Origin of the sequence: Nocardia sp. NPDC059229 (assembly GCF_042754165.1) — a bacterium.
Taxonomy (GTDB): domain Bacteria; phylum Actinomycetota; class Actinomycetes; order Mycobacteriales; family Mycobacteriaceae; genus Nocardia.
This window is the reverse complement of record NZ_JBHZAK010000005.1, coordinates 20,367-45,867: the sequence shown is the minus strand read 5'-3', so window position 1 is coordinate 45,867 and position 25,501 is coordinate 20,367. Positions and strand designations below refer to the sequence as shown.

Sequence of the window (25,501 nt, the reverse complement as noted above, 5' to 3'; positions counted from 1 at the left end):
CTCAGAACAGCAGCAGGCCCAGCCAGGCCAGCAGTACGCCCGCACCCAGGCCCGCGATCACCCAGCGGGTCACCGGGGCGTAGCGCCAGCGCCAGGCGGTCGGGGCGGCCCCGCCCACCGCGATCAGGTTGACCGCCACCGACAGCACCGGATGGATCTGGGCCAGCGCCGCGCCGAAGGCGTAGACGCCGACGGCGGTCAGTGCGGCCACCATGACGACCACGGCGATGCCGCTGGCCCACGGGGTGGGTTCGGAATAGCCGTATCCATACGGTCCGTCGGGCGGATGGCTCACTGGGCACGCACTCTCTCGTAGAAGGCCATGGCGGCTGCGGTCGCCACATTAAGCGAATCGGTGCCCGCCGTCATGGGGATGCGGGCACGAATGTCGCTGGCCCGCATGGTCTCCTCGGTGAGGCCGGGGCCCTCCGCGCCGAGCAGCAGGGCCACCTTCTCGCCGGTCATGGCGGTGGCGAGGGTGTCGGCCTTCGGGTTCGGGGTCAGGGCGATGATCTGGAAGCCGTTGTCGCGCAGCAGGTCCAGCCCCGCCGGGAAGGGCGGCAGCTGGGCGAAGGGGACACGCAGTACGTGGCCCATGGAGACCCGCACGGCGCGCCGGTACAGCGGATCCGAGCAGCGGTCGCCGAACAGCACGGCGTCCGCACCCAATCCGGCGGCATTGCGGAAGATCGACCCGATGTTCTCGTGGTCGTTCACGCCCTCGAGCACCGCCACCGTGCGCGCGTCCGCGAGCAGCTCGCCGGCGGTGAGTTCACGCGGCCGATAGGCGCCCGCGAGGACGCCGCGATTCAAATGAAATCCGACGACCTGCGCCATCACCTCGGCGCTGGTCCGGTAATACGGAATTTCCACTCCGGTCAGCTCCTCGGCGAGCTGTTCGTATCTCTTCGCGACACCGAACAATGCGAAGGGCGTGAATCGCGAGGCCAGCATGCGCTGCACGACCACCACACCCTCGGCGATCACCAATCCCTTGCCGCCGGGCAGGTCGGGGCGTCGATCGGCATTGTTGAGGTCGCGGAATTCGGCGACCCGCGGATCGTTCGGGTCGTCGATATCGATCACTTCGGCCACCGGAACATTTTCGCCTCCGCTGCGGGCGGGCGAATGCGCGGGGCATAAGGTGATCGAGACCCGATTCCGATCTATCGAAGAGGACAGCCCATGAGCAGCAAGCCGGAAATCGAGTTCCAGGATGGTCCCGCCCCCGCCGAACTCGTGATCAAGGACCTCGTTGTGGGTGACGGCGCCGAAGCCAAGCCCGGCGACACCGTCGATGTCCACTACGTGGGCGTCGAGTACGACTCCGGCGAGCAGTTCGACGCCTCCTGGGACCGTGGCGAGTCCATCGTCTTCCCGCTGCGCGGCCTGATCCAGGGCTGGCAGGACGGCATCCCGGGCATGAAGGTGGGCGGCCGCCGTCAGCTGACCATCCCGCCGAAGCTGGCCTACGGCGAGGCGGGTGGCCACCATCTGGCCGGCAAGACCCTCGTCTTCATCATCGACCTCCTGGACGTCGTGAACTGACGACTCCGGTCGACGAAAAACCCGTGCCCGCCGTGCTTTTCAACGCGGCGGGCACGGTTGTCTTCGCTGCTGGAACTCACACCTTCACGACGATGCTGCTGATGATCTTGTCGGCGAAGGTCTGCTTCTTGGCGTCCCAGAGCGGCCAGAGCCAGCCGAGGTAGCAGGGGAGGGTGTCGACGATGTGGCAGATCTGCCGGACGAAGGCCATGCCGAAGCCCAGGGGCTGGCCGTCGGCCTCGCGGATCAGCTTGATGCCCAGCAGCCGCTTACCGGGGGTCTGGCCGCTGGTGCCCTCCATATAGATGAGGTACAGGCCGCCGATGATCGCGATGGCCGCGCCGATGAGCACCAGCACGATCCCGCCCGCGGACAGCCCGCCCGAGCAGGACGTGCTGTAGGAGGAGTCGGTCGAGTCGGTGGTGCAGTTCATGTCCTTGGACCCGACCGCGAAGCCGATGCCGTAGAAGATGGCCGCGGGCACGCCGATGATCAGCCGGTCGATGAGGTACGCCCCGACCCGCGCGCCCCAACTGGCATAGGGCGCTTGGGGATACGCGGCGTAGCCGGGTCCCGGCGGATAGCCCCCGGGCTGACCCGGATAGCCGCCCACCGGCTGCCCGTACCCGGGCTGTGGCTGGCCGCCGTACCCGGGTGGTGGCTGCTGCCCGTAGCCGGGCGGTGGCTGCTGGCCGAACCCGGGCTGCTGCCCGAATCCGGGCTGTTGCGGCTGCTGCGAATAGGGATCGTTGCCGTAGGTCATCGGTTCCTCCCCAGAGGGAATGCGGGGGCTGGGCCCCCGCATTGTCTCCCGAATCCCTAGCCGACGATGGCGTTCATGATTGTTCCGGCGCTCGTCGCGGTCGCGCCGCCGATCATGGCGTTGGCGACCATCTTGGGGGAGGCCGAGCCGCCGCCCCACTTCTCCCAGGCGAAGCGCCCGCCGCCGTAGGTGATGGCCGCGACGCCCGACATCTGGGTGAACCAGGTGAAGTAGCGGAACATCTTCATCATCTTGTCGGCCATGGGCGGGGTCTCCGCGGTGGGGTTGCCCATCTGGGCGAGAACTGTGCCGTACATGTCATGCGCGGCCATCAGCATGCTCACGATCGTTCCTCTCCGGTACCGGGGCGCTAGGTGGAGCCAGGGTCGGTAGAGCGGTGGAGCTTCCGAAACGGGTCGATTAGAGCAATCCCGGCAGAGTCTATCCGGGCGAATCGCCGAATGTTGCTGATTGTTTGCGAACGTTATTTCCGAACGATGTCGACCGGGTCGGTGAGGGCGGCCGCGATGGCCGTTTGCTGCGGCACTCCGAGCTGCGGGAGCGCGCCCATCGCCTGACCGGCCTGATTGCCCAATGTTTTGGTCACGGCCTGCAATTGGGTGACGCCACCGGTCAGCGCCTGCATGGCCGCCACCAGCTGGGTACCCGCCTGATCGGCGATGGCCGGAATGCTCTGTGCCAGCGACGCGCCCTGATTCAGCTGCGTGCTCGCGTCGTTCAGCCGGCCGGCCGCGTCGCGCAGTAGTTGCCCGACCTTGGTATCCGGGGTGACTTGCGTGCCGGTCAGATTGGCGAAGCCGCTGAGCTGGGTGTTGGCCTGATTCGCCACGTTCTGCAGACCCTGCAGCTGGGTGATGACATTCGCCAGCTGCGGATCATTGGTGAACGGCAGCGCCTGCAGCAACGGCACCACGAAGTCGAGTCCGTTGGACAGCGTGCTCGCCGCCTGGGAGACCTGGCCCATGGTGACGCCGGTCGAATCCAGCGCCGCGGCAAGCTGATTCGCCTGCGTGGTGGCGGCGCTCAGGCTGGAGTTCAGCGCGTCGATGCCGGAGGTCAGCTGTCCCGCACCGGATTTCGCCTGATTCAGGAAGTCCATCATCTGGTCGGCGCCGCCGGAGAACTGCTGCGCCCCGTCGGCGGCCGCCTGCACGCCCGCGCTGAGCAGCTGCGAGGTGCCCGCGATCTGCGACACCTGCAGGCGCGCGGTGTTCATGGTCGCGAACAGGGTGTCCAGCCCGGCGGCGCTGATCTTCTTGGTCACCTCGGTCACCGCGTCGTTGACCAGGTTCGGGTCGGCGCGATCGTGGGTGGTGACGGTGACCTGTGCCCGTTGCGGCTTGTCGGTGAGCAGGGAGGTGATATCGGTGCTGAGGTCGGTGGGCAGCGTGACCACCGCGGCGTAGTCCTTGGTGCTCGCCTCGTCGACCACATCCCAGTGCCGGGTTCCGCTGCCCTGTAGCTCCTTTGCGATGCGCGCGCCCAGTGGCCCGGTATCGCCGTTGATGAGCGCGACCGCGGTGGGCGCGGAGCGCAGTCGGAGGACGCTGATCGTGCCCGCGGTGACCGCGGCGGCGAGCAGCAGGACGATCAGGACCCAGCGGGCGCGTTTTCCGAACACCATTCAGACCGTAGAGGTGCGGCGTGTCCCGAGCTCTGATGGTTGTCTGAGAGTTCGGTAAAGACCGGTACGTTCACCCGCGGCCGGGCGATGGCCCCGGCGGCGCATCGCGGTCCGGAAGTTCCAGTACCAGGCGCACCCCGCCCAGCGTGCCGTCGTCGAAATAGGCTCGGCCACCGTGCAATTGGGCCTGCTGTGCGACCAGCGCCAGCCCCAGCCCGGACCCGCCCTTGGCGGCTTGGCTACCCCGGAAGAACCGTTCGAACACCGCCTCGCGCTCCGCGGGCGGCAGTCCGCGCCCGTTGTCGTCGATGGAGATGACGATGCGCCCGTTCGCGGCCCGGTGCGCCGACACCAGCGCCTCGGTGGCCCCGCCGTGCCGCGCCGAATTGGTGAGCGCGTTGTCCACGGCCAGCCGCAGCCCGGTGGGCAGGCCCCGGGTGACGAGTTCGGCGTCGGTGTCGATGCGCACCTTCAGCTGCGGGAAGTGCCGCATGGCGTCGTGCGCGGCCGCGTCGCAGAGCTCGGCCACATCGGTGACCACGTGGTCGCGTTCATTGGTGAGGTCACCGGCGGCCAGCCGTTCCAGCGCCGCGAGGGTGGTCTCCACCCGATTCTGGCCGCGCTGCAGGTCGCCGAGGATCTCCCGGCGCTGGTCCTCGCTGAGGTCGAGGGTGCGCAGCACCTCCAGATCGGTGCGCATGGCGGTGAGCGGGGTGCGCAGTTCGTGCGCGGACACCGCGGCGAAGTCGCGCGCGGTCTCCAGCGCCGCCGCGATCTCGGCCTGCGCCCGATCCAGCCGCTCCAGCATGGTGTTGACGGCCTCGCCCAGCTTGTCGGCCTCCCTGACCCCCGAACCGTCCACGGGCAGCTGAGCATTCGGGCCGCCGGTGGGCCCGCGCTGATCGACCGCCTCGGTGAGCCGGACGATGGGCCGCACCGCGCGGCCGCCGAACAGCCAGCCCAGCCCGGCCGACGCCGCCACCGCGGCCAGCGCCGCGAAGAACACGAACCGCCGCTGCTCCGCGGTGGCGTGCTCGGTGTCCGTGGTCGGAATGCCCAGGGAGACAACGCGTCCCGCGGGCTGGTTCTCGGTGGTGGTGAGCACCCGGTAGGAATTGCCGTCCACCGTGACGGTGTGATTACCCACCGACAGGGCGGGCAGCTGCACGGAGGTGCTGGTCATGGAGCCGTCGGCATTGCGCACGGTGAGTGCCAGCTGGTTGGTGGGCCCGAGCACGTCGAGGACGGTCACCGCGAGTTGTGGCTCGATGAGCACGATCCGCGAGGACAGCGCCAGCTGCTGATCGGCCTGACTGAGATTGTTGCGCTCGATGGCGGTGACAGTGACCCAGCTGAGCACCGCCACGATGATGGTGGCGCCCAGCGCCGCGGCCGCCGCGACCCGGAAGCGCAGCGAATAGGAGTGGCGGCGCCGGCGCGGTGGCGCGGAATCGGGTGCGGGCCGGTTCATTTGGGTGCGCGTAAGACGAATCCCACCCCGCGAATGGTGTGCAGCAGGCGCGGGGTGCCGTCGACCTCGAGTTTGCGGCGCAGGTAGCCGACGAAGACGTCCACCACATTGGTGTCGGCCGCGAAGTCGTAGCCCCACACCAGTTCCAGCAGCCGCTCCCGGCTCAGCACCACGCCGGCGCTGCGCGCCAGCGTGGACAGCAGCTCGAATTCCCTTTTGGTGAGCTCGATCTCGGTGCCGTGCAGCAGCGCCCGGTAGCCGGCGACGTCGACTTCCAAGGGGCCCACGGTGATCGCGCCCGGGATGGCGGAGGCGGGTACGTCGCTGCGCCGCCGCAGCAGCGCCTTGATGCGGGCGACCAGTTCGGCGAGCACGAACGGCTTCACCAGATAGTCGTCGGCCCCGGACTCCAGCCCGGCGATCCGATCGTCGACCGAACTGCGCGCCGACAGCACGCAGATCGGCACCTCGTTGCCCATGGCGCGCAGCGCGGTGACCACGCCCGCGCCGTCCAGCACCGGCATGTTCATATCGAGCACGACGGCATCGGGGGCGGATTCGTTGACACTGCGCAGCGCCGCCGCGCCGTCCCGGGCGATGACCACCCGGAACCCCGACAGCCGGAGCCCGCGCTCGACCGATGCGAGCACATCCTCGTCGTCGTCGACGACCAGGACAGTGGGTACCTCACCGCGTTCGACCACGGGTTCCATTCTGGCAGCCGCTAGCTCAGTAGTTGTGGCAGGAGTCCGCGACCTGCTGGATCGCGGCGGCGATTCCGCCGGCGCGCGGGTCGGCCGCGGCCTGGTCGGCGGCGTCCGGGTTGTCCTTCAGATACTGGTCGAGTTCGGCCTGACGCTGCTCGGGCGACAGCGCGAACTTGGCCTGCAACTCGGACTTGTAGCCCGGGTTCTGGTCCAGGAACGAGGCCAGGGCCGGGGCCTTGTCGTGCAGGGCGGCATCCACCTGGGTGAAGGTGCAGGTCGAGTTCAGTAGCGGCGCAACCAGATCCGCAGGGGAGGCCGAGGCGGTGGCGGGCGCGAGGGCGAGGGCCACGGCGGCGGCCGCGCCGGCTCCGAAGAGCGCACCGACGCGGCGATTACGGACGAAGCTCATGCATCGACCTTTCTTGTTCGACAAGCAGAGCGAAAGGGTGGCGCGCGAATCCCGCGATTCGCGCCCGCCCGACGCTAAACCACCCGCATGGGAGGCCGATGAGCGAAGTATGAAAACTCTCTGAGGCTAGCCCGAGACGGCCGAATCCCCGGCCTGAGCGGCCGGATCCACCCCGGACGCGCCCGTATCGAGGGTGGCCGGATCGACCCGGTGGATCGGGGAGGCGGCGACCGCGGCATCGGCGGCGGCGATGCGCTCCTTGTCCTCCATGAGGGTGACCGCGTCGCGGATCTGCTTCTCCAGGGTGGGCAACATGGCGGCGTCGTCGATGGTGGGCGGCACCTCGAAGGTTTCACCCGCCGCGATCTGACGCATGGTGCGGCGCAGGATCTTTCCGGAGCGGGTCTTCGGCAGCGCGGTCACCGCGACCACATCGTAGAGGGTGGCAATGGCGCCGACCCGCTCGCGCACCCGCTCGATGACCTCGGCGCGCAGCCGCTCGGACTCGATGTCGATGCCGGTCTTGAGCACCACGTACCCGATCGGCCGCTGCCCCTTCAGCTCGTCCGGGATACCGACCACCGCGGTCTCGGCCACGGCCGGATGCCCGGAGATGGCCGCCTCGATACCGCCCGCCGAGAGCCGGTGCCCGGCCATATTGATGACGTCGTCACTGCGGCCCAGGACGTACAGGTAACCGTCCTCGTCGAAGAAGCCGGAGTCCCCGGTCAGATAGTGGCCGGGATAGGCGGAGAGATAGGAGCGCTCGTAGCGGGCGTCGTCGCGCCACAGCGTGGTCAGCGTGCCGGGCGGCAGCGGCAGCCCGATGACGATGTTTCCTTCTGTATTGGGCGGGACCGCATTGCCTTCGGAATCCAGCACCCGCAGCCGGTACCCGGGCACCGGCACCGAGGCCGAACCGGGCTTGATCGGAAGTTGCTGCAACCCGAGCGGATTCGCGCAGATGGGCCAGCCGGTCTCGGTCTGCCACCAGTGGTCCACGACCGGGCAGTCGGGCCGCTCCGCGAGCAGGGTCTCCACCGCCCACTCGTAGGTGGCGGGGTCCAGCCGCTCGCCGGCGCAGAACAGCGCCCGCAGCCGGGTCAGATCGTGCCGATGCGCGAGTGCGGCGTCCGGATCGGCGCGGCGAATGGCCCGCAGCGCCGTCGGTGCGGTGAACATCACGTCCACCTTGTACTCGTCCACCAGTCGCCAGAAGGTCCCGGCGTCCGGGGTCCCGATCGGCTTGCCCTCGTAGAGGATGGTGGTCGCCCCGACCAGCAGCGGCGCGTACACGATGTAGGAGTGCCCGACCACCCAGCCGATATCGGAGGTGGTGAGCATGGTCTGACCGGGGCCGACCTCGTAGATATTGCGCATGGACCAGGCCAGTGCGACCGCGTGCCCGCCGTTGTCGCGCACCACGCCCTTGGGCTTCCCGGTGGTCCCGGAGGTGTAGAGGATATAGAGGGGATCGGTCGCGGCCACCGAGACCGGATCGGCCGGTTCCGCGCCGATCTGCGCCTCGTCCCAGTCCAGCCAGCGGGCGGCGACGGTGTCGGAGGAGGCGGGCAGATGTTCGGTGGCGGCCTGCTCGGCGGGAAAACGAATGGTGGGGAAGCCGTCCCGCTGCTTGACCAGCACCGTGCGGGGCGCGGTGGTCTCCGCGAGGTCGAGGGCGGCCAGTACGATCGGCGGGTATTCGATGCGGCGGCCGGGTTCCAGCCCGCCGGAGGCAGTGATAATCAGCACAGGTTCGGCGTCGTCGATGCGGGCCGCGAGTTCGTGGGCGGCGAATCCGCCGAAGACCACCGAGTGCACCGCGCCGATGCGGGCACAGGCGAGCATGGCCACCACGGCTTCCGGAATCATCGGCATATAGATGACGACGCGATCACCGGTCTTGACGCCCAGTCGGAGCATGGATCCGGCAAATCGGGCGACTTCGTCCAGCAGCTCCCGATATGTGTAGATCCTTCTGGACCCGGTCATAGCGGAGTCGTATATTAGGGCCGGTTGTTCAGCGCGACCCCCCTCCTGACCGCCGGTCGGGCCCTCCGGGGATGTGATATCGCGCACATGCCGGTCCAGGGTGTTGTAGGAGGTGTTCAGGCGAGCATCGGGAAACCAGCGCGCCGTCGGACGGGCCGCGGTATCGAGAATCTGGGTGGGAGGCACATCCCAGCTGATGGCTTCGGCCGCGTCGCACCAGAACTCCGAGGGATCGACCAGGCTCAGCTGATAAGCCGATCGGTACTCCTGCTTCGCGTTCAACCCGGTGACTCCCTAGCTCCGCCATGTGTCCTCGAGATGCGCTGAGATGCCCGCCTCGATAGATCCAGCTGATTGTGGCAGACTTCACGCGACGTCCGGGCGGACGCCGCGACCTTTGATTTTGCCTGCAAATGGCAGGTCAGAGACCGGTGGTTGCCAAGAGGTCACACAAGAAGTTATTGATCCGTTAGAATCGCATGTCACATATTTCGGCCGTCATGGACGCAATTTCTCGGCCAGCCGCAGTTCTCGGCCAGCTGTGCCAGTCGAGCCCAGCGTGCGATCGCGGAGGCTCGCTGATGGCGCGTGGCTGGGGCCAGTTTGGAAAGTGAGTGGGAGATGCGTGACGCCGCTAGGTCCGGCAGCAATAAGCGCTGGGCGCTGAGCAACTGGGACCTGCGATGGAAGGTCACGGCGGTGCTCGCCGTGCCGCTGTTGGTTGCTGTTGTGCTGGGAGCGTCCAGGATCTCGGCGGAGTTCGCCGACTCCAGCCGGCTCTCGACGGCGACCGATCATGTCGGGGTCATCCCGGCGATCACCGGTCTCAGTGCTGATGCGGCGCAGGTCGCCAGTGGTCAGATGGTCATGCTGGGCCCGACTCAGTCGCTGACCTCGGATCCGGAGCTTGCGCAGTTGGATACGGCCATCGCGTTCGCCGAGAAGGCCGCCGCGCGATTGAGCGATATGCCCAGCGCCCGCTCGGCGCTGGACGAGATGATCGTGGGCGCCAAGGCGATCCGGTCCCAGGGCCTGGCGCCGTCGAAGTCGATCCCGGACACCGTCACCGCGGTCGAACGGATCCGCGGCGACAGCGTGCGCACGGTGGAGAACATCGTGGCCAGCGTCGCCGACAAGAACGTGGACCAGTCCAAGCTGCGCCTGGTCGACTCGTTGAACAGCCGTTGGATGCTGTTCAACGAGGTCGCCGGTATGGCCGAGGCGCTACGTAACAACCCCAAGGATGGCCTCAAGGACATCCAGATCGGCGTCAATACCGAGCGGCAGATGCTGGCCGTGCTCGCGCACCGCTTCCCGGACGGCGACGCCACCATCGCTGAGCTCGATCGGCAGGCCGACACCCGCGTGCAGCTGGTCAACGGCCCGCAGGCACTGGCCGGGCAGCTGCCCGTCGCCGAGCTGAAGGATTCGCTGGTCGCCAGCATCAACGGCTACCAGTCCATCGCGACCGCCTCCACCAAGGACATCGTGTCCCGGGTGGACGATCTGGCCGCGGCGGCCCGCTCTGGCGCCATCCGCTACTCGATCATCGTCATCGCCACCATCCTCGGCGCCCTCGCGCTGGCCGTGCTGATCGCGCGCGCGATGATCGTCCCGCTGCGCCGTCTGCGCCTGGCCGCCCTGCGCGTCGCCGAATACGACCTCGGCCAGGAAGTTTCCTCGCTGCGTGACGGTGCGGATCCCGAAGACGTTCCGCTGGAACCGATGCCGGTGCACACCGACGAGGAGATCGGCCAGCTGGCCCGCGCCGTCGACGACATCCACGGTCAGGCGCTGCGCCTGGCCGCCGACCAGGCCGCCATGCGTACCCAGGTCAACGACATGTTCGAGACCCTGGCCCGCCGCTCCAAGTCCCTTGTCGATCACCAGCTCTCGCTCATCGAGGCGATGGAGTACGACGAGAAGGACCCGCGCCTGCTCGAAAACCTCTTCCGCCTCGACCACCTCGCCGCCCGTATGCGGCGAAACGGCGACAACCTGCTGATTCTGGCCGGTACCAAGCAGCGCCGGACCAAGTCCGCGCCCGTCGAGATCGCCGACGTGCTGCGCGCCGCCATCTCCGAGGTGGAGGACTACGAACGCGTCAAGCTGGGCGCCACCCCGCGGGGTGCGCTCGTCGAGCCCGCCGCCTCCGACCTCGCGCACCTGTTCGCCGAGCTCCTGGACAACGCGCTGCGCGCCTCGCCCCCGGAGACGGACGTCAAGTTCACCTTCGCGCAGGCACACGATCAGGGTCTGCTGATCGAGGTCGCCGACCGCGGTATCGGTATGCCCCCGGCCGAAATGGCCGAGATCAACCGGCGACTGGAGGCCGTGGCCGAGGTCGGTCCGGACACCGCCCGCCACATGGGTCTGTTCGTGGTCGGCCGCCTGGCCGAGCGCCATGGCCTGACCGTGCGGCTGCGCCCGACCTTCGACATCGCCCGGGACCCGGGCGTGACGGTCACCGTGCACGTGCCCAAGCCGCTGATCGTCTCGGCGGGCGGGCCGATCTCGGTGCCGCCGCAGCAGGGTCAGACGCCGCCGTCGGCTCCCACGCCGTCCGCGCCGCAGGGTGCGGGCAACCAGGCCGGTGCGCCGTCCTCCATGCAGATGCGCGCGGTCACCCGCACGGCGACCGGCAATGTGATGGTCACCGTAGATCCGGGTGTGAGCGGGCCGATTCCGGCTCCGGCGGGACAGACGCCGGGCGCTGCCCCGGCCCCCGCCGCGGCCAGCGCCTCGACCGGACTGCCCACGCGGCAGCCGGGCGCCCAGGTGCCGGGCGGTCTGCCGACCCGGCAGCCCGGTGTGAACGGGCCCACCGTCAAGCACACGCTGGCGGCTCCGGGCGGGTCGAAGCCCGCCGGCCTACCCCAGCGTGATCCGGGCGCGCACGGTCCGTCCGCACCCTCGGCCCAGCCGGGCGCCAATCCAGCGCTGGGAGGTGGAGCGACGCAGCGCGGCCAGAGCCCCGAGGGCCCGTCGCAGCCGCGGGGCGGTCTCGCCGCCAACATGCTCAAGCGTCAAGGTGCCCCGGGCGGCCTGCCGCCGCGACCGGGCGAGCCGGGGGCCGCGCCGAGCGGTCCGGGCCAGGGCGGTTTGCTGCAGCCGGGTCAGTCCGGTGCGATGCCGCCGCGCAATCCCTCCGTCGGCCTGCCGCAGCGCGATGCCGCGCCGGGTGGAGCTCCGTCGGGACCGGGTGGTCTGCCGCAGCGTCAGCCGGGCACCAACGGTGCGCCGGGCCGCGAGGCCGGCCTCGGCCAGCCGCAGCGCCCCGCGCCCGGCGGCCTGCCCCAGCGCGACCCGGGTAGCAATGGTGCGCCGCAGCAAGCGCGCGGAGCGGATTCGGGTCCGACCCGCCGTGAGCCCGCCGCTGGTGGTCTCCCGCAGCGTGACTCGGCCGCCGGTGGTCTGCCGCCGCGTGATCCTTCGGCCGGTGGTCTGCCGCAGCGTGATTCCGCTGCCGGTGGTCTGCCGCGTCGGGAGCCGGGCGCCAATGGCGCTCCGCCGCAGCGTGGTCCGGGTGCTCCGGGCCAGGGGCTGCCGCAGCGGGGCGCCGCGCCGCAGCGGGACGGGGCCAATGGCCTCGCCGCCGCTCAGGATTCGGACGTGCCGGGCCTGCCCAAGCGTGATGGCCTCGCGCCGCGCGACGGCGGCCTGCCGCAGCGTGATCCGGCCGCGGGTGGTCTGCCGCAGCGTGGTGCGGCGGCCGGTGGCCTGCCTCAACGCGACGCGGGCAACGGTCTTCCCCAGCGTGACGCGGGCAACGGTCTGCCGCAGCGTGATGCCGGCAGTGGTCTGCCGCAGCGTGGTGCCCCGGGTGCTGATCCGTTGTCGGGTGGACTGACTCAGCGTGATCCGCTGGGTGGGTCTCTGCCGCAGCGTGACTCTGCCGCCGGTGGTCTGCCGCAGCGCGGTGGCAACGGCCTGCCGCAGCGGGATGCCGGCAGTGGTCTGCCGCAGCGGGAGTCGGCCGGCGGTCTGCCGCAGCGTGGTGCCCCGGGTGCTGATCCGTTGTCGGGTGGTCTGACTCAGCGTGATCCGCTGAGTGGTCCACTGCCGCAGCGTGATCCGGGCGCGGGTCTGCCGCAGCGGGGCGCGACCGGTCTGCCGCAGCGTGATCCGGGTGCGGTGCTGCCGCAGCGCCCGAGCCCGATTCCGGGTGTGGGCCTGCCGCAGAACGGCTCCGACGCTGTCAAGGAGCCGGGCCGGCACAGCTTCCGCTCGAATCCGCAGAAGGCGGCGTCGTTCTTCCAGACCCGTTTGCAGCCAGCCGATTCCGGTGGCGATGCGATCATGGGCGGCACGCCGATTTTCGCCGAGATGATGTCGGCGTGGCTATCGGATCCGAATGCCGACCGGTCCCAGGTGGCGTCGTCCTTCGAATCACCGGGTGACGAGGGCTGGCAGGCGGCTCGCCGCGTCAACGAGTCCTCGGCGGACAGGCGGACCGCCGCGGGTCTGCCGCAGCGCGATCCCGGTAACCGACTTGTGCCCGGTGGTGTCACCGGAAACGCTGACAAGGCGGCCCATCGGGACCCAGAATCCATCAGGTCAAGTCTGAGTCGTCACCAGCAGGGCGTCCGGGATGGCCGCGCGATGAAAGCTATGAACCTAACCGGAGATAAAGGAGACCGATGAACCCCGATCTAGGTGGTACGAAGCGTCAGCTGGATTGGCTGGTTTCGAATTTCGCCAATGAGGTTCCCGGCGTTGCGCACGCGGTCCTGGTGTCGGCTGACGGCCTGCTGATGGCCGCGAGTGCGCAGCTGCCCGTGGACCGTGCCGAACAGCTGTCAGCGGTGACCGCGGGGCTCGCGAGCCTCTCGGTGGGCGTGTCGAACTTGTTCGAGGGCGGCACCGTGTTGCAGTCGGTGGTCGAGATGGAACACGGCTACCTGCTGCTCATGGCGGTCGGCGACGGCTCGTACCTGGCGGTCCTGACGAATACGTCCTGCGACATCGGCCAGGTGGGATACGAGATGGCCTTGTTGGTCGAGCGAGTGGGCCAGACGGTTCAGGCCACACCTCGCGTCACGATGGGTTCCTGATGGCGGGATGGACATAGATAACGAACGCGTTGGGAGCGCCGAGCCGAGCCTGGTTCGCCCTTATTCACTGACGGCCGGTCGCACCCGGCCGAAGGTGGAGCTCGCCCTGGAGGCGCTCGTCGCATCGCATCCGGTCGCCCTCGAGCGGCAGTTCGAACTCACCAATATCGAGACGTCAATCGTGGAGTTGTGCAGAGAATCGCCGTCGGTTGCCGAGGTAGCCGCGCGTCTGGGCATCCCGCTCGGGGTCGCGCGGGTGCTGGTCGCCGACCTCATCGATGCCGGCCATGTGCGGGTATCGGCGACATTGAAAGACGATTCCAGCGACGATGAACGTCGCGAGCTGATCGAAAGGGTTCTCAGTGGACTCCGGCGTATTTGATTCGACGACACAGGTCGACACGCGCACCAGCAAGCCCACGTCGGCCAAGATCGTCGTGGCCGGTGGTTTCGGTGTCGGCAAGACCACCCTGGTCGGTGCCGTGTCGGAGATCGTTCCGCTGCGCACCGAGGCTTTGGTGACCAATGCCAGTGTCGGCGTGGACTCCCTGACCGGGGTCCCGTCGAAGGCCACCACCACGGTGGCCATGGACTTCGGCCGCATCAGCCTGGCCGATGACCTGGTGCTGTACCTGTTCGGCACGCCCGGCCAGTACCGCTTCTGGTTCATGTGGGACGACCTGATCAAGGGCGCCATCGGCGCGGTGGTGCTGGTCGACACCCGCCGGCTGGAGGACAGTTTCGCCGCCGTCGACTACTTCGAGGCGCGGAACCTACCCTTCCTGGTGGCCATCAACGAATTCGATGATGCGCCACGGTATCCGGTCGAGGACATTCGCCAGGCCCTGGCGGTGCCCGCGGACGTGCCGATCCTCTCGATCGACGCCCGTCGCCGGGAGCCGGTGAAGCAGGCTCTGGTCGCGGTCACCGAGTACGCACTGCGCAAGGTTGTGCAGGGGTACTGAGCCGCCCAGGCGATAAGCTCGCGCCGTGAAGATCTCGGCGCGGGAGCTGCTCGGCGCACTGCTCGATCCCGGTTCCTTCGTGAGCTGGGATCGGCCACCCGTTGCGGTGGCGGCATCGGCCGGGTATCGCGAGGATTTGCTGGCTGCTGCGGCAACGGCGGGCACCGATGAGGCGGTGCTCACCGGGGAGGGGTTGCTGCGCGGGCGGCGGGTCGCCGTGCTCGCGTGTGAGTTCGGGTTTCTCGCGGGGTCCATCGGGGTGGCCGCGGCCGAGCGCATCGTGTCGGCGGTGGAGCGTGCCACCGAGCTGGGACTGCCGCTGCTCGCCTCGCCGACCTCCGGCGGTACCCGAATGCAGGAGGGCACAGTCGCTTTCGTGCAGATGGTGAAGGTCGCCGGGGCCCTGGCCGCACACAAGGCGGCGGGGCATCCGTATCTGGTGTATCTGCGCGACCCGACCATGGGCGGGGTGTTCGCCTCGTGGGGATCGTTGGGGCACATGACATTTGCCGAGCCGGGCGCGCTGGTCGGTTTTCTCGGGCCGCGAGTTTACAAGGCGCTGTACGGGAAACAGTTCCCCGAGGGCGTGCAGACGGCCGAAAACCTTTACCACAATGGCGTTATCGATGGAGTCGTACCGGTGCCGGTCTTCCGCCGGATCGCCCACCGGGCTCTGACCGTCCTGTGCGACGGACCGCTGCCGCTGCCCGAAAAGGACGGCGGCTCACACCGTTTCGATGACGGCGTCGGTTCCTTCCTGGCGGGTGCGGAGGAGCATCCCGGCCCGGCACTGCTCGATACCGGTGACGTCGACGGCTGGCAGTCGGTGCTCATCTCGCGGCGTGCCGATCGGCCGGGAATCCGGGAGTTGCTGCGCCACACCACCGATCGAGTTCCGTTGTCCGGCACCGGACAGGGCGAGCTGGACCGCACCGTCGTGCACGCGCTCGCCCGTTTCCGCGGTCAGCCCTGCATCGTCTTCGGTCACGATCGCGCGGGGCAGTCGCCCGAGAACACCATGGGTCCGGCGGCGTTGCGCGAGGCCCGGCGCAGCATGCACCTGGCCGCCGAACTTCACGTCCCGCTGGTCCTCGTCATCGATACCGCGGGCGCCGCGTTGTCCCGTGAGGCGGAGGAGCGCGGCCTGGCGCCCGAAATCGCCCGCTGCATAGCCGATCTCGTCACTCTCGATACACCGACGGTGTCGGTGCTGCTCGGCCAGGGCACCGGCGGTGGCGCGCTGGCCCTGCTGCCGGCGGACCGGGTGCTGGCGGCCGCGAACGGCTGGCTGGCTCCGCTCCCGCCGGAGGGTGCGAGCGAGATCGTCTACCGCGACATCGGGCACGCCCCGGAACTGGCTGCCGCCCAGCGGATTCGCGCGCAGGATCTGCGGGCCGACGGGATCGTGGACCGCATCGTGCCCGAGTATCCCGATGCCGCGGACGAGCCGGTGGATTTCGCGCTGCGCATGGTGGCGGCCATTGCCGACGAACTGGCCGGTCTCACCAGTCGGTCCGCCGCGGATCTGCCGGCCGCACGGCAGCTGCGATACCGTCGCCTGGGTGTCGGGTCGTAGTTCTCCTCACATCCCGCCAGGGCGACGCTGAGAAGTTGCTGCCGTGCGGATCCGATCCGGCTTCTTCTCTATCGTGTGTTCGGTTGACGGGGTGGGACGGCGCTTCTACCTTCGGAACGGTGACTTATCGGTTCGAGGCCAGCGACATCCCAGCGATAGTGCTCAATGATGGCCAGGTCATGCCGAAGCTAGGGTTCGGTGTGTACAACGTCGTCGGCGACGAGGCGGTCGGCACCATTACGACGGCCCTCGAGCTCGGCTACCGGAGCATCGACACCGCCGCCTTCTACGGCAATGAGGAGGAGGTCGGCCGCGCGGTCCGCGAATCGGGCCTACTTCGGGACGAGGTGTTCGTCACCACCAAGCTGTGGAACGCCGACCACGGCTACGACGCCGCCATGCGCGCCTTCGACGCCAGCGTCAAGCGACTGGGCCTGGACACCATCGACCTGTTCCTGATCCACTGGCCGCTGCCCGCGGCCGATCTGTACGTCGACACCTTCCGTGCGCTGCAGACGCTCAAGCGGCAGGGCCGGGTGGTCTCGGTCGGCGTTTCCAACTTCACCCGGGCGCACCTGGAACGGGTGATGGGCGAGACCGGTGAGGTGCCGGCCGTCAATCAGGTTGAGCTGCATCCGTATTACGCGCAGTCGGAGCTGCGGGCCTTCCACGCCGCGCACGGCATCGTGACCGAGGCGTGGAGTCCGCTGGGGCGCGGGGCCGAGTTCAACGACTCGGTCATCATCGCGCTGGCGGACAAGCTCGGCCGGACGCCCGCACAGATCATCCTGCGCTGGCACATGCAGCTGGGGAATGTGGCCATTCCGAAGTCCACGATGCCGTCCCGGATGGCGGAGAACCTGGCGGTCTTCGATTTCGAGCTGTCCGGCCGGGAGATGACGCAGATCGTCGGCATCGACAAGGGCGCACGGCAGGGCGCGGATCCGAACATTTTCGATATGGACGCCCCCGCCTGAGCTCACGGCTCGTGCTGGGTGGGAATGCCCAGGTACGAGGTCAATTCGACGGCGGCGGCCCGGCCCGCGCGATTCGCGCCGATGGTGCTGGCGGACGGGCCGTACCCGATCAGGTGGATGCGCGGATCGGCCTCGACCCGGGTGGCGAGCCGACCACCCATGGTGATGCCGCCGCCGGGACCGCGCAGCCGCAGCGGGGCCAGATGGTCGAGGGCGCTGCGGAATCCGGTGGCCCACAGGATCACGTCGGCGTGCTGGAAAGTGCCGTCGGCCCAGCGGATTCCGTCGGCTTCGAGGTGGTCGAACATGGGCCGCCGGTCCAGCACGCCGCGGTCGCGCATGGCCCGCACCCGCGCGTCCTCGGGCAGGCCGGTGACCGAGACCACCGAGCCGGGCGGGAGTCCGCGCCGCACCCGGTCTTCCACCATGGCCACCGCCGCCCGCCCGTCCTCGGGTGCGAATTGCCCTGAGCGGAACACAGGTTCGCGCCGGGTCACCCACGTGGTGCCGGTGACCTGCGAGATCTCGTTCAGCAGTTGGATGGCGGTGATCCCGCCGCCCACCACGACCACGTGCTTGCCCGCGAATTCCGTTGCGGTGCGGTAATCGTGGGCGTGCAGCTGACGCCCCGCGAAGGTGTCCGCGCCCCGGTAGTAGGGAATGAACGGCTTGTCCCAGGTGCCGGTCGCATTCACCAGCCCGCGCACCCGCAGCGTCGCGTCCGGTGTCAGCTCCGCGTGCAGCAGCCCGTCGACCTCCTGATCCGGGCAGGTGGCCGGGGTGGCCCGGTCGCACACCAGGCTGACCGACACCGGCCGGTGCACCCGCAGATCGAAGCGCTTCTCGTAGAGCTCGAAGTAGTGCGGCACGGCCGTGGCCGCCTGTGCGTTCTCCGAGCCCTCGGGCAGCGTCTCCGCGAACGACATGCCCGGAAGATCGTGCACCCGATTGACGTTGCTCAATGTCAGTGACGGCCACCGGAACTGCCACGCCCCGCCGGGCGCGGGAGCGTGGTCGACAATGAGAAAGTCCTGCTCCGGCCGCAAACCGAGCCGTCGCAGGTGATATCCGACCGATAAACCGGCCTGCCCGGCGCCGATTACGAGGATGTCGACGTCGGGTGTTGCGGTCACCGGCCCGACGGTACCCGCACCTAGAGTGAAGGCCGACCATGGGTCGAAAGCGCAGGTGAGTTGGACAGTGGGGAAGGGACAGATGCTCGGAGTCAGCCGCGATGGCGAGGTAGTGACCATCGAACTGCAGCGTCCGGATAGACGGAACGCCCTGAACGAGGAGCTGATCGGGCTGCTGCGCGCGGCGCTCGAGGAGGCCGCGACCTCGGCCCGCGTGATCGTGCTGACCGGCCAGGGGCCGATCTTCAGCGCGGGCGCGGATCTGGACGGCGTGTATTCGGACAAGTTCCTGACCGGGCTGCTCGGCATGCTGCGCACCATCGAGACGATCCCGGTGCCGGTGATCGCGGCCATCAACGGCGGGGCGCTGGGCGCGGGCGTGCAGCTGGCCCTGGCGTCGGACCTACGGGTCATGACGCCGGACTCCTTCATTGGCGTGCCGGCGGCGAAACTCGGTATCTCCGTGGACCGTTGGACCGTGCGGCGGTTGTCCAACCTGATCGGGCCCGGCCCGGCGCGCACCATCCTGATGGGCGCCGAGCGGGTACAGGCCGCGGACGCGTACCACTTCGGCTTCGCCAACCGGATCGGCACGCTGGCCGATGCGCAGGCCTGGGCCGAGCAGATCGCCGAACTCGCGCCGCTGTCGCTGCGGCATCTGAAACTGGTATTCAACGACGACGACACCCGCGGCCCCGACTCCCTGGAGCAGACCGCGGCGCTGGACGCGGCGTGGCAGAGTGCCGACGCGCAGGAGGCGCGCACGGCACGTCAGGAGAAGCGGCCCGCGAAGTTCGAGGGCAAATGAACGGGCAGCGCGCGACCGCGAATGCGCGGAAACTGGTGGGTATGTCTGCGGGTGCATTCGGTCTTTCCTGGTTGGTGCGGGCGGCGTGGGGGATTCCCTCCGCCATGGGCGCCTCCATGTCCGCCATCGCGCCGACGGCGCGCGGGGCGACCACCTATCGCAATCGGCAGTTCCACAACACCGAACCGAGCAGCCAAATCACCGGTTCCCCGCTGGAGCTGCTGTATCAGCTGGCCACCCAGCGCGACCGGGGCCGCCCGGCCGGGACGATCCCGTTGGTGACGCCCGCGCTGCCGGAGCAGGCGGGGGACCTGGCCGTCACCTGGTACGGGCACGCCACCTGCCTGATCGAGGTGGACGGCTACCGGGTGCTGGCCGATCCGGTGTGGAGCGAGCGGGTCTCGCCGTCGCCGCTGGTGGGTCCGGCCCGGCTGCATCCGGTGCCGTCACCGCTGTCGGAGCTGCCGGCGCTGGACGCGGTGCTCATCTCCCACGACCACTACGACCATCTGGATCGCGACACCGTGATCGAGCTGGCGGACAGCCAGGACTGCGTGTTCATCGTGCCGATCGGCATCGGCGCGCATCTGCGGCACTGGGCGGTGCCCGAACATCGCATTGTCGAATTGGATTGGGCCGCTTCGGTTTCGCTGTCGGAGCTGCAGCGGGATCATGGTGACGGCACCGATCTGGTGATCACCTGCGCGGAGGCGCGGCACTTCTCCGGCCGCGGGCTGGTGCGCAACACCACACTGTGGGCGTCCTGGTCGATCGCCGGTCCCACCCGCCGGGTCTACTTCGGCGGCGACACCGGCTACACCAAGGCCTTCGCGGAGGCGGGTGCGCGCCTGGGCCCGTTCGACCTGACCCTGCTGCCCATCGGCGCCTACGACCGGCACTGGCCGGATGTGCACATGAACCCCGAGGAGGCGGTGCGCGCCCACGCCGATCTGTGTGTCGGCGATGCGGGCTACGGGCTGCTGGTGCCGATCCACTGGGCCACCTTCAATCTGGCCTTCCACGGCTGGTCGGAGCCGGTCCACCGGTTGGTCGAGGCGGCGGAGGCGGCGGGGACACGCATCGCCGTGCCGAAGCCGGGCGAGCGGATCGACCCGATTGGCCTCCCACCACGGGATTCGTGGTGGGAAGATGTTCGCCAATAACGGACCGAGATTGAAGGAGCAGCGCTGTGAGTCTCATGGACACGCTCAAGGGCTTGGTCGGCAAGGGCAAAGAGGTGGCGGCCCAGAACGCCGAGAAGATCGAGCAGGCGGTCGATAAGGCCGGACATGTGATCGACGAGAAGACCGGGGGGAAGTTCTCCGCCCAGATCGACAAGGGCGCGGAGGCGGTGAAGTCGGCCATCAAGCCCGAGGCGGGCGCCGAGGCGCCGGCCGCGGCCCCCGCGGAGGCTCCCGCAGCCGAACCGGCCGCCGAGCCGGCACCCGCCGCGGCGGCGGCCGAACCGGCCCCGGAACCCGCTGCGGAGGCCGCGGAAGGCGAACAGCCCGAGGCGTAATCGTCGCGGCGTCTCGCAGTGGTCGCACCGGTCGTTCCACGGGCTGTTCGGGAGTGGCGGGATCCCCGTCGCTGACCTGAACGGCCCGTTGGCATTTCACGGATGGCGCGAGTTCCTCCGGGTCGCTTCGGGTTGCCGGTTTTTCCCGGGACCCGGACCTAAACTGCTGTCATGGGGTCCCGCAGGGATTTCGGGGGTATCGAGGTTGGGCTGACCAACCTCGACAAGGTGCTGTACCCGGCCACCGGGACCACCAAGGGGGAGGTCATCGACTATTTCACGGCCATCGCCCCGGCCCTGCTGCCGCATATCGCGCAGCGACCGGTGACCCGCAAGCGGTGGCCGAACGGGGTGGACGAGCAGTCGTTCTTCGAGAAGAACCTGGCCGAGCACGCGCCGAAGTGGTTGGCGCGGAGGACGGTTCCGCATTCCGACCGGCCGGTCACGTACCCGCTCATCGACAACCTCGCGGGCCTGGCCTGGCTCGGGCAGCAGGCGGCGCTGGAACTGCATGTGCCGCAATGGCGTTTCGACGGGGCCGCGGTCGGGGACATCACCCGCCTGGTGTTCGACCTGGATCCCGGGCCGGGGGCCGGGCTGGCGCAATGCGCCGAGGTGGCGCTCATCCTGCGGGACGTGGTGCGCGAGGTGGGGCTGGTGGCCTACCCGGTCACCAGCGGCTCCAAGGGAATTCACGTCTACGTGCCGCTGGACCGCAGACTCGGGCCGAACGGGGCGTCGGCGGTGGCCAAGCAGGTCGCCACCAACCTGCAGCAGCTGCGGCCGGAGCTGGTGACGGCCACCATGGCGAAATCGGCGCGCGGGGGCAAGGTGTTCCTGGACTGGAGCCAGAACAATCCGGCCAAGACCACCATCGCGCCGTATTCGCTGCGCGGGCGCACCGAGCCGTGGGTGGCCGCGCCCCGGGCCTGGACGGAGATCGAGAAACCGAAACGGCTGCGGCACTTGCGCTTCGACGAGGTGCTGTGGCGCTGGCGGGAGCAGGGGGATCTGCTCGAAGGATTGGACGAGCCACTGCCGGAACCGGTTCCGGACCGGCTCGACACCTACCGCTCCATGCGCGACCCGCGGCGTACGCCCGAACCGGTCCCGCCGGGCCCGCCCGACGCCGGTCCGGGGAATCGGTTCGTGGTGCAGGAGCATCACGCCCGGCGGCTGCACTGGGATGTCCGGCTGGAACGCGAGGGCGTGCTGGTGTCCTGGGCGGTGCCCAAGGGCCCGCCCACCGATACCGGCGAGAACCGCCTGGCCGTGCACACCGAGGACCATCCGATGGAGTACCTCACCTTTCACGGGACCGTCCCCAAGGGCGAGTACGGCGGCGGCGAGATGACCATCTGGGATACCGGCACCTACGAGACCGAGAAGTGGCGTGACGACGAGGTCATCGTCTGGCTGCGCGGGCAGCGGCTGACGGGGCGGTACGCACTGATCCAGACCAACGGCAACCAGTGGCTCATGCACCTGATGAAGGATCAGACGCCGCCGGGGATGGAAGGCAATGGGGCGCAGCCGGTTCCGGCCGCGCCGCCGCGCACCCCCGCGCCCATGCCGCGGGGGCTGAAACCCATGCTGGCCACGGCGGGTGATGTGGGGACCCTCGACGCCGAGCACTGGGCCTTCGAGACCAAGTGGGACGGGTTCCGGCTGATTGCCGAGATCGAGGGCGGCGCGGTCACGCTGCGCAGCCGGGCCGGGCATGTGGTCACCGGGAAGTATCCGGGCCTGGCGGTGCTGGGTTCGGAACTGTCCGGGCACAGCGCGGTGCTCGACGGCGAGGCGGTGGTCTTCGACGATCACGGCGGCGCGAATCTCGGCCTGCTGCGGGAGGATTCGACGCGGGCGGTCTTCCTGGCCTTCGACCTGCTGTATCTGGACGGCACCTCGCTGGTCCGCAAACGTTACGACGACCGGCGGCGGGTGCTGGAAGCCCTTGCCGGGCAGGCGCGTTCGCTGATCGTGCCGAAACAGCTGGGCGGACCGGGTGCGGAAGCCCTGCGGTACAGCCAGGATCACGGCATGGAGGGCGTGGTCGCCAAGCGGCGGGACGCGGTGTATCTGCCCGGGCGGCGCGGGCAGTCGTGGATCAAGACCCGGAACTGGCGGACGCTGTCGGTGGTGATCGGCGGCTACCGGAGATCGGAGGTGCGGCAGTTCGCTTCGCTGCTGGTCGGTGTTCCGCACGAGGGGGAGCTGTACTACCTGGGCCGGGTCGGCACCGGGTTCAGCGAGCAGGAGATGAGCGACCTCGCCGATCGGCTGCGCCGCCTGACACGCAAGACCAGCCCGTTCGACAATGAACTCACCGCGGACGAGCGCAAGGACGCGGTGTGGGTGACGCCGAAACTCACCGGCACCGTGCGCTTCATGAACTGGACCGAGACCGGACGACTCTGGCATCCGGCCTGGATTCCCAGCTCCGACTGACCGTTTCGGCTAGCTCGACTTCTCGAGCAGCGGCACGATGGTGTCGATATCGGTGACGATGGCGTGGCCCTGGAAGGCGAAATCGTCCCACGCGCGCTGCTGTCCGGGCTCGTCCCGCCCGCCGACGCCGTCCCGGATCACGACCGGGATGAAACCCAGATCGGTGGAGTGGCACACGGTCGGCACGATGCCGATCTCGAGCGCGACGCCGACGATGGCGTACGCGCCGATCCCGAGGTCCCGCAGGGTGGAGGCCAGCGGGGTGCCCTCGAACGCCGACATCGAGGTCTTGTCGAAGACGGTCTCGCCCGCCTGCGGCCGAAGTTCCGGCACCAGCTCGAATCCCGGGGTGTCCCGCTGCAGGATCGGCACCACGTCGTCCGCGGAGTCCACGCCCTGCCAGCTCATGGCCATGCGCAGCGCGAAGGTCCCCATGAGGCGCTTCGGCAGGAAGAAGTGCCGCAGGAAGATCACGGGGTAGCCGCCGCGCCGCGCGGCCTCGACGACCCGCGCGACCCGTTCGGTGATCGCGGGGCCGTCGTCGAGCTGCCCGAGCACCCCGACCTGCATGTCGTACACGACGACCGCCATCTTCTCCGGCGAACACACGTCCTCGAGCGTCTCCGGAATCTCCTGCCCGTTCCCGCGCCGCATAAGCCCTCCGCAATCTCCCACTGCCCCACCCTCTTTCGCCACCCTACCCCGCCGGCGAACCATGATCAGGGACCTCTCGGTGCGGGGAATCGGGCGAAATCCCTCGGTGGAAGCTCCCTGGCTCAGGCGGCGGAGCGGGCTGGGCGGGGCGCGGGCACCAGGCCGAAGTGGATGAGGCTCTCCGCGGTGTCGAGCAGGGAATCCGCCACGGGGCGCATGGTCCAGTTCAGGTCGTGCTCGGCCTTGGCGGCGCTCAGGTGCGCTGCGCGCCCGAGGAAGCGGACGGCGGTGCGGGCGTCGGGGTTGAACCGGGCGCTCAGGCGGACGAGCCAGTCAGGGAGCACGCGGGTCGCGACCCGGTAGCGCTGGGCGAGGATCTGCGCCATCTGCGGGAAGGAGACTTCCTCGCCCGCGCAGATGTAGCGATTGCCCGCGGCCTGCGGGGTTTCCATGGCGAGCCGATGCGCCACCGCGAGGTCGCGGACATCCACGGTCGCGAAGTTCAGCCGGGGGACGCCGGGCATGCCCCCGGCCAGCAGGGCGCGAATGCCGTCCGCCGAGGTGCCGGCCTCGGCGCGCAGGATGGGGCCGATGATCATGCCCGGATTGATCACTGCCAGTTCGAGATTCGGGTGTTCGGCGGCGAAATCCCAGGCGGCGCGCTCGGCCAGGGTCTTGCTCTTCTGGTAGGCGTCGCACTGCGCGGTGTCGGACCAGTCCGCCTCGGTGAGCAGATGGCCCTCGTTGCCGACCTCGACCGCCGCGATGGAGGAGGTCACGACGACCCGTTCGACACCGGTTCCGGCGGCCGCGCGCAACACCCGCAGGGTGCCGTCCACGGCGGGGCGGACGAGTTCGTCCTCGTGCTCGGGGACTCCGGAGGGGAAGGGCGAGGCGGTGTGCAGCACGTAGCGGCAGCCCGCGACGGCCGCGGCCCAGCCCGCGTCCGAGCCCAGATCGGCCTCGACCAGCTCGACGCCGGGCAGTAGTTCGGCCACCGCGGTGGCGCGGACGGCCGAGCGCACGGTGCCGCGCACCCGATAGCCCTGGCCGAGCAGCTCCTGGATGACATGGCCCGCGACATAGCCGGAAGCGCCGGTGACGAGAACGAGATCGGACATTGCCTGACTCCAATCTGAGCAGTGTTTAGAATCTGAACAATGTATAGATTCCGAGGCCGGGAGCCGTCAACCCCTTACGCTCATCCCATGCCGCCGACCAAGGACCGCTATCACCACGGAGACCTCCGCGAGGAACTACTGCGCGCCTCCCTGCAGCTGATCGAGTCCGAGGGCCTGGCCGCGGTGAGCCTGCGCAAGGTCGCCCGCGAAGCCGGCGTCAGCCCCGGCGCGCCCTACCACCACTTCGCCGACCGTGCCGCCCTGATGTCCGCCCTCGCCGCCCGCGGCTTCGAAATACTCGGCGCCGCAATGGCATCCGCCCGCGCCGCTGCCCCCGATCCGCGCGCCGCCCTGCTCGCCATGGCCGAGGGGTACGTCGGCTTCGCCCGCGACCACGCCGCCTACTTCCGGATCATGTTCCGCCCCGAGCTGTCCCAGCCCGAGAAGCACCCCGACACCGAGGCCGCGGGCGACGCCGCCTACGCCATCCTCGAATCCGCCGTCGCCGACGCCGTCCGCTCCGGCTTCCTCCCCGCCACCGACGCCGAAACCATGGCCCTGGCCTGGTGGTCGCTGGCCCACGGTATGGCCGCTCTCACCGTCGACGGCAAGTTCGGCCTCCGCGCAACCCAATCCGGCACCACCCCCGAAGCCCTCACGACCCGCATCACCCACATCTTCGCCAACCTCATCGACCAGCGTCCGGCCTAG

General features: G+C 69.2%; 24 protein-coding genes. 12 read left to right on the top strand and 12 right to left on the bottom strand.

From position 1 onward, the window contains the following. Nucleotide 1: 1 nt before the first annotated feature. Together ACFXHE_RS13670 and ACFXHE_RS13665 are read right to left on the bottom strand one after the other, a co-directional pair. Nucleotides 2-295 carry a DUF2537 domain-containing protein gene (locus tag ACFXHE_RS13670; RefSeq protein WP_379382921.1) on the bottom strand — a complete coding sequence of 98 codons (294 nt, stop codon included), beginning with the start codon at nt 293-295 and terminating at the stop codon, nt 2-4. Next, complete coding sequence (locus tag ACFXHE_RS13665; RefSeq protein ID WP_379382920.1) at nt 292-1,095, bottom strand: TrmH family RNA methyltransferase; 804 nt, start codon at nt 1,093-1,095, stop codon at nt 292-294. The genes ACFXHE_RS13670 and ACFXHE_RS13665 overlap by 4 nt, the downstream gene beginning before the upstream one ends. A 90-nt stretch (nt 1,096-1,185) precedes the next feature. Between ACFXHE_RS13665 and ACFXHE_RS13660 the strand changes: the two genes are divergently transcribed. Beyond that, nucleotides 1,186-1,548, top strand: a complete 363-nt coding sequence (locus tag ACFXHE_RS13660; protein WP_354830823.1) for an FKBP-type peptidyl-prolyl cis-trans isomerase — start codon at nt 1,186-1,188, stop codon at nt 1,546-1,548. A 76-nt stretch (nt 1,549-1,624) separates the two neighbouring features. Here ACFXHE_RS13660 and ACFXHE_RS13655 read toward each other — a convergent pair whose 3' ends face one another. From ACFXHE_RS13655 to ACFXHE_RS13625, 7 genes are all read right to left on the bottom strand, one after another. After that, on the bottom strand, nt 1,625-2,311 hold the full coding sequence (locus ACFXHE_RS13655) for an RDD family protein (RefSeq protein WP_379382918.1): 687 nt from the start codon (nt 2,309-2,311) through the stop codon (nt 1,625-1,627). Nucleotides 2,312-2,367: 56 nt separating this feature from the next. After that, the gene (locus ACFXHE_RS13650; RefSeq protein WP_379383426.1) at nt 2,368-2,649 is read right to left on the bottom strand and encodes a hypothetical protein; all 282 of its coding nucleotides are present in this window, start codon (nt 2,647-2,649) and stop codon (nt 2,368-2,370) included. A 146-nt stretch (nt 2,650-2,795) separates the two neighbouring features. Then, nucleotides 2,796-3,956: a YhgE/Pip domain-containing protein gene (locus ACFXHE_RS13645; protein ID WP_379382916.1), complete on the bottom strand. Its 1,161-nt coding sequence runs from the start codon at nt 3,954-3,956 to the stop codon at nt 2,796-2,798. 70 nt (nt 3,957-4,026) lie between these two features. After that, nucleotides 4,027-5,427: a sensor histidine kinase gene (locus tag ACFXHE_RS13640; RefSeq protein WP_379382914.1), complete on the bottom strand. Its 1,401-nt coding sequence runs from the start codon at nt 5,425-5,427 to the stop codon at nt 4,027-4,029. Continuing rightward, nucleotides 5,424-6,131, bottom strand: coding sequence for a response regulator transcription factor (locus tag ACFXHE_RS13635; RefSeq protein ID WP_379382912.1), 708 nt, complete (start codon nt 6,129-6,131; stop codon nt 5,424-5,426). Before ACFXHE_RS13635 ends, ACFXHE_RS13640 begins: the two co-directional genes overlap by 4 nt. A gap of 25 nt (nt 6,132-6,156) precedes the next feature. Next, nucleotides 6,157-6,543 carry a hemophore-related protein gene (locus ACFXHE_RS13630; protein ID WP_379382910.1) on the bottom strand — a complete coding sequence of 129 codons (387 nt, stop codon included), beginning with the start codon at nt 6,541-6,543 and terminating at the stop codon, nt 6,157-6,159. A gap of 126 nt (nt 6,544-6,669) precedes the next feature. Beyond that, a complete protein-coding gene (locus ACFXHE_RS13625) occupies nt 6,670-8,817 on the bottom strand; it encodes an AMP-binding protein (protein WP_379382908.1) in 2,148 nt (715 codons plus the stop codon). 339 nt (nt 8,818-9,156) lie between these two features. Between ACFXHE_RS13625 and ACFXHE_RS13620 the strand changes: the two genes are divergently transcribed. The 6 genes from ACFXHE_RS13620 (at nt 9,157) to ACFXHE_RS13595 (ending at nt 17,107) form a co-directional block, all read left to right on the top strand. Beyond that, nucleotides 9,157-13,179 (top strand): ATP-binding protein, encoded by a 4,023-nt coding sequence (locus ACFXHE_RS13620; protein ID WP_379382906.1) that lies wholly within the window; start codon nt 9,157-9,159, stop codon nt 13,177-13,179. Then, nucleotides 13,176-13,589, top strand: a complete 414-nt coding sequence (locus tag ACFXHE_RS13615; protein ID WP_029930951.1) for a roadblock/LC7 domain-containing protein — start codon at nt 13,176-13,178, stop codon at nt 13,587-13,589. The genes ACFXHE_RS13620 and ACFXHE_RS13615 overlap by 4 nt, the downstream gene beginning before the upstream one ends. A gap of 7 nt (nt 13,590-13,596) precedes the next feature. After that, nucleotides 13,597-13,971, top strand: a complete 375-nt coding sequence (locus tag ACFXHE_RS13610) for a DUF742 domain-containing protein (protein WP_033085504.1) — start codon at nt 13,597-13,599, stop codon at nt 13,969-13,971. Beyond that, entirely contained in the window at nt 13,952-14,554 is a 603-nt protein-coding gene (locus ACFXHE_RS13605; protein WP_174391578.1) for an ATP/GTP-binding protein, read from the top strand. Before ACFXHE_RS13610 ends, ACFXHE_RS13605 begins: the two co-directional genes overlap by 20 nt. 25 nt (nt 14,555-14,579) lie before the next feature. Further along, the gene (locus ACFXHE_RS13600) at nt 14,580-16,130 is read left to right on the top strand and encodes a carboxyl transferase domain-containing protein (protein WP_379382905.1); all 1,551 of its coding nucleotides are present in this window, start codon (nt 14,580-14,582) and stop codon (nt 16,128-16,130) included. Between the two features lie 179 nt (nt 16,131-16,309). Beyond that, nucleotides 16,310-17,107 (top strand): aldo/keto reductase, encoded by a 798-nt coding sequence (locus ACFXHE_RS13595; protein ID WP_379382903.1) that lies wholly within the window; start codon nt 16,310-16,312, stop codon nt 17,105-17,107. Nucleotides 17,108-17,109: 2 nt separating this feature from the next. Here the strand turns inward: ACFXHE_RS13595 and ACFXHE_RS13590 are convergent, their stop codons facing one another. After that, nucleotides 17,110-18,240 (bottom strand): NAD(P)-binding domain-containing protein, encoded by a 1,131-nt coding sequence (locus ACFXHE_RS13590; protein ID WP_379382901.1) that lies wholly within the window; start codon nt 18,238-18,240, stop codon nt 17,110-17,112. Between the two features lie 82 nt (nt 18,241-18,322). Between ACFXHE_RS13590 and ACFXHE_RS13585 the strand changes: the two genes are divergently transcribed. The 4 genes from ACFXHE_RS13585 (at nt 18,323) to ACFXHE_RS13570 (ending at nt 23,015) form a co-directional block, all read left to right on the top strand. Then, nucleotides 18,323-19,048: an enoyl-CoA hydratase gene (locus tag ACFXHE_RS13585; protein ID WP_379383424.1), complete on the top strand. Its 726-nt coding sequence runs from the start codon at nt 18,323-18,325 to the stop codon at nt 19,046-19,048. Between the two features lie 41 nt (nt 19,049-19,089). Beyond that, complete coding sequence (locus tag ACFXHE_RS13580; protein ID WP_379382899.1) at nt 19,090-20,211, top strand: MBL fold metallo-hydrolase; 1,122 nt, start codon at nt 19,090-19,092, stop codon at nt 20,209-20,211. 35 nt (nt 20,212-20,246) lie between these two features. Continuing rightward, on the top strand, nt 20,247-20,567 hold the full coding sequence (locus tag ACFXHE_RS13575) for an antitoxin (RefSeq protein WP_379383422.1): 321 nt from the start codon (nt 20,247-20,249) through the stop codon (nt 20,565-20,567). A 171-nt stretch (nt 20,568-20,738) separates the two neighbouring features. Then, nucleotides 20,739-23,015, top strand: a complete 2,277-nt coding sequence (locus tag ACFXHE_RS13570; RefSeq protein WP_379382897.1) for an ATP-dependent DNA ligase — start codon at nt 20,739-20,741, stop codon at nt 23,013-23,015. Nucleotides 23,016-23,024: 9 nt separating this feature from the next. Here ACFXHE_RS13570 and ACFXHE_RS13565 read toward each other — a convergent pair whose 3' ends face one another. Continuing rightward, nucleotides 23,025-23,669, bottom strand: coding sequence for a cysteine hydrolase family protein (locus ACFXHE_RS13565; protein WP_379382896.1), 645 nt, complete (start codon nt 23,667-23,669; stop codon nt 23,025-23,027). Nucleotides 23,670-23,791: 122 nt separating this feature from the next. Continuing rightward, a complete protein-coding gene (locus ACFXHE_RS13560) occupies nt 23,792-24,790 on the bottom strand; it encodes an SDR family oxidoreductase (RefSeq protein WP_379382894.1) in 999 nt (332 codons plus the stop codon). A gap of 87 nt (nt 24,791-24,877) precedes the next feature. Between ACFXHE_RS13560 and ACFXHE_RS13555 the strand changes: the two genes are divergently transcribed. Continuing rightward, nucleotides 24,878-25,501 carry a TetR/AcrR family transcriptional regulator gene (locus ACFXHE_RS13555; RefSeq protein ID WP_379382892.1) on the top strand — a complete coding sequence of 208 codons (624 nt, stop codon included), beginning with the start codon at nt 24,878-24,880 and terminating at the stop codon, nt 25,499-25,501.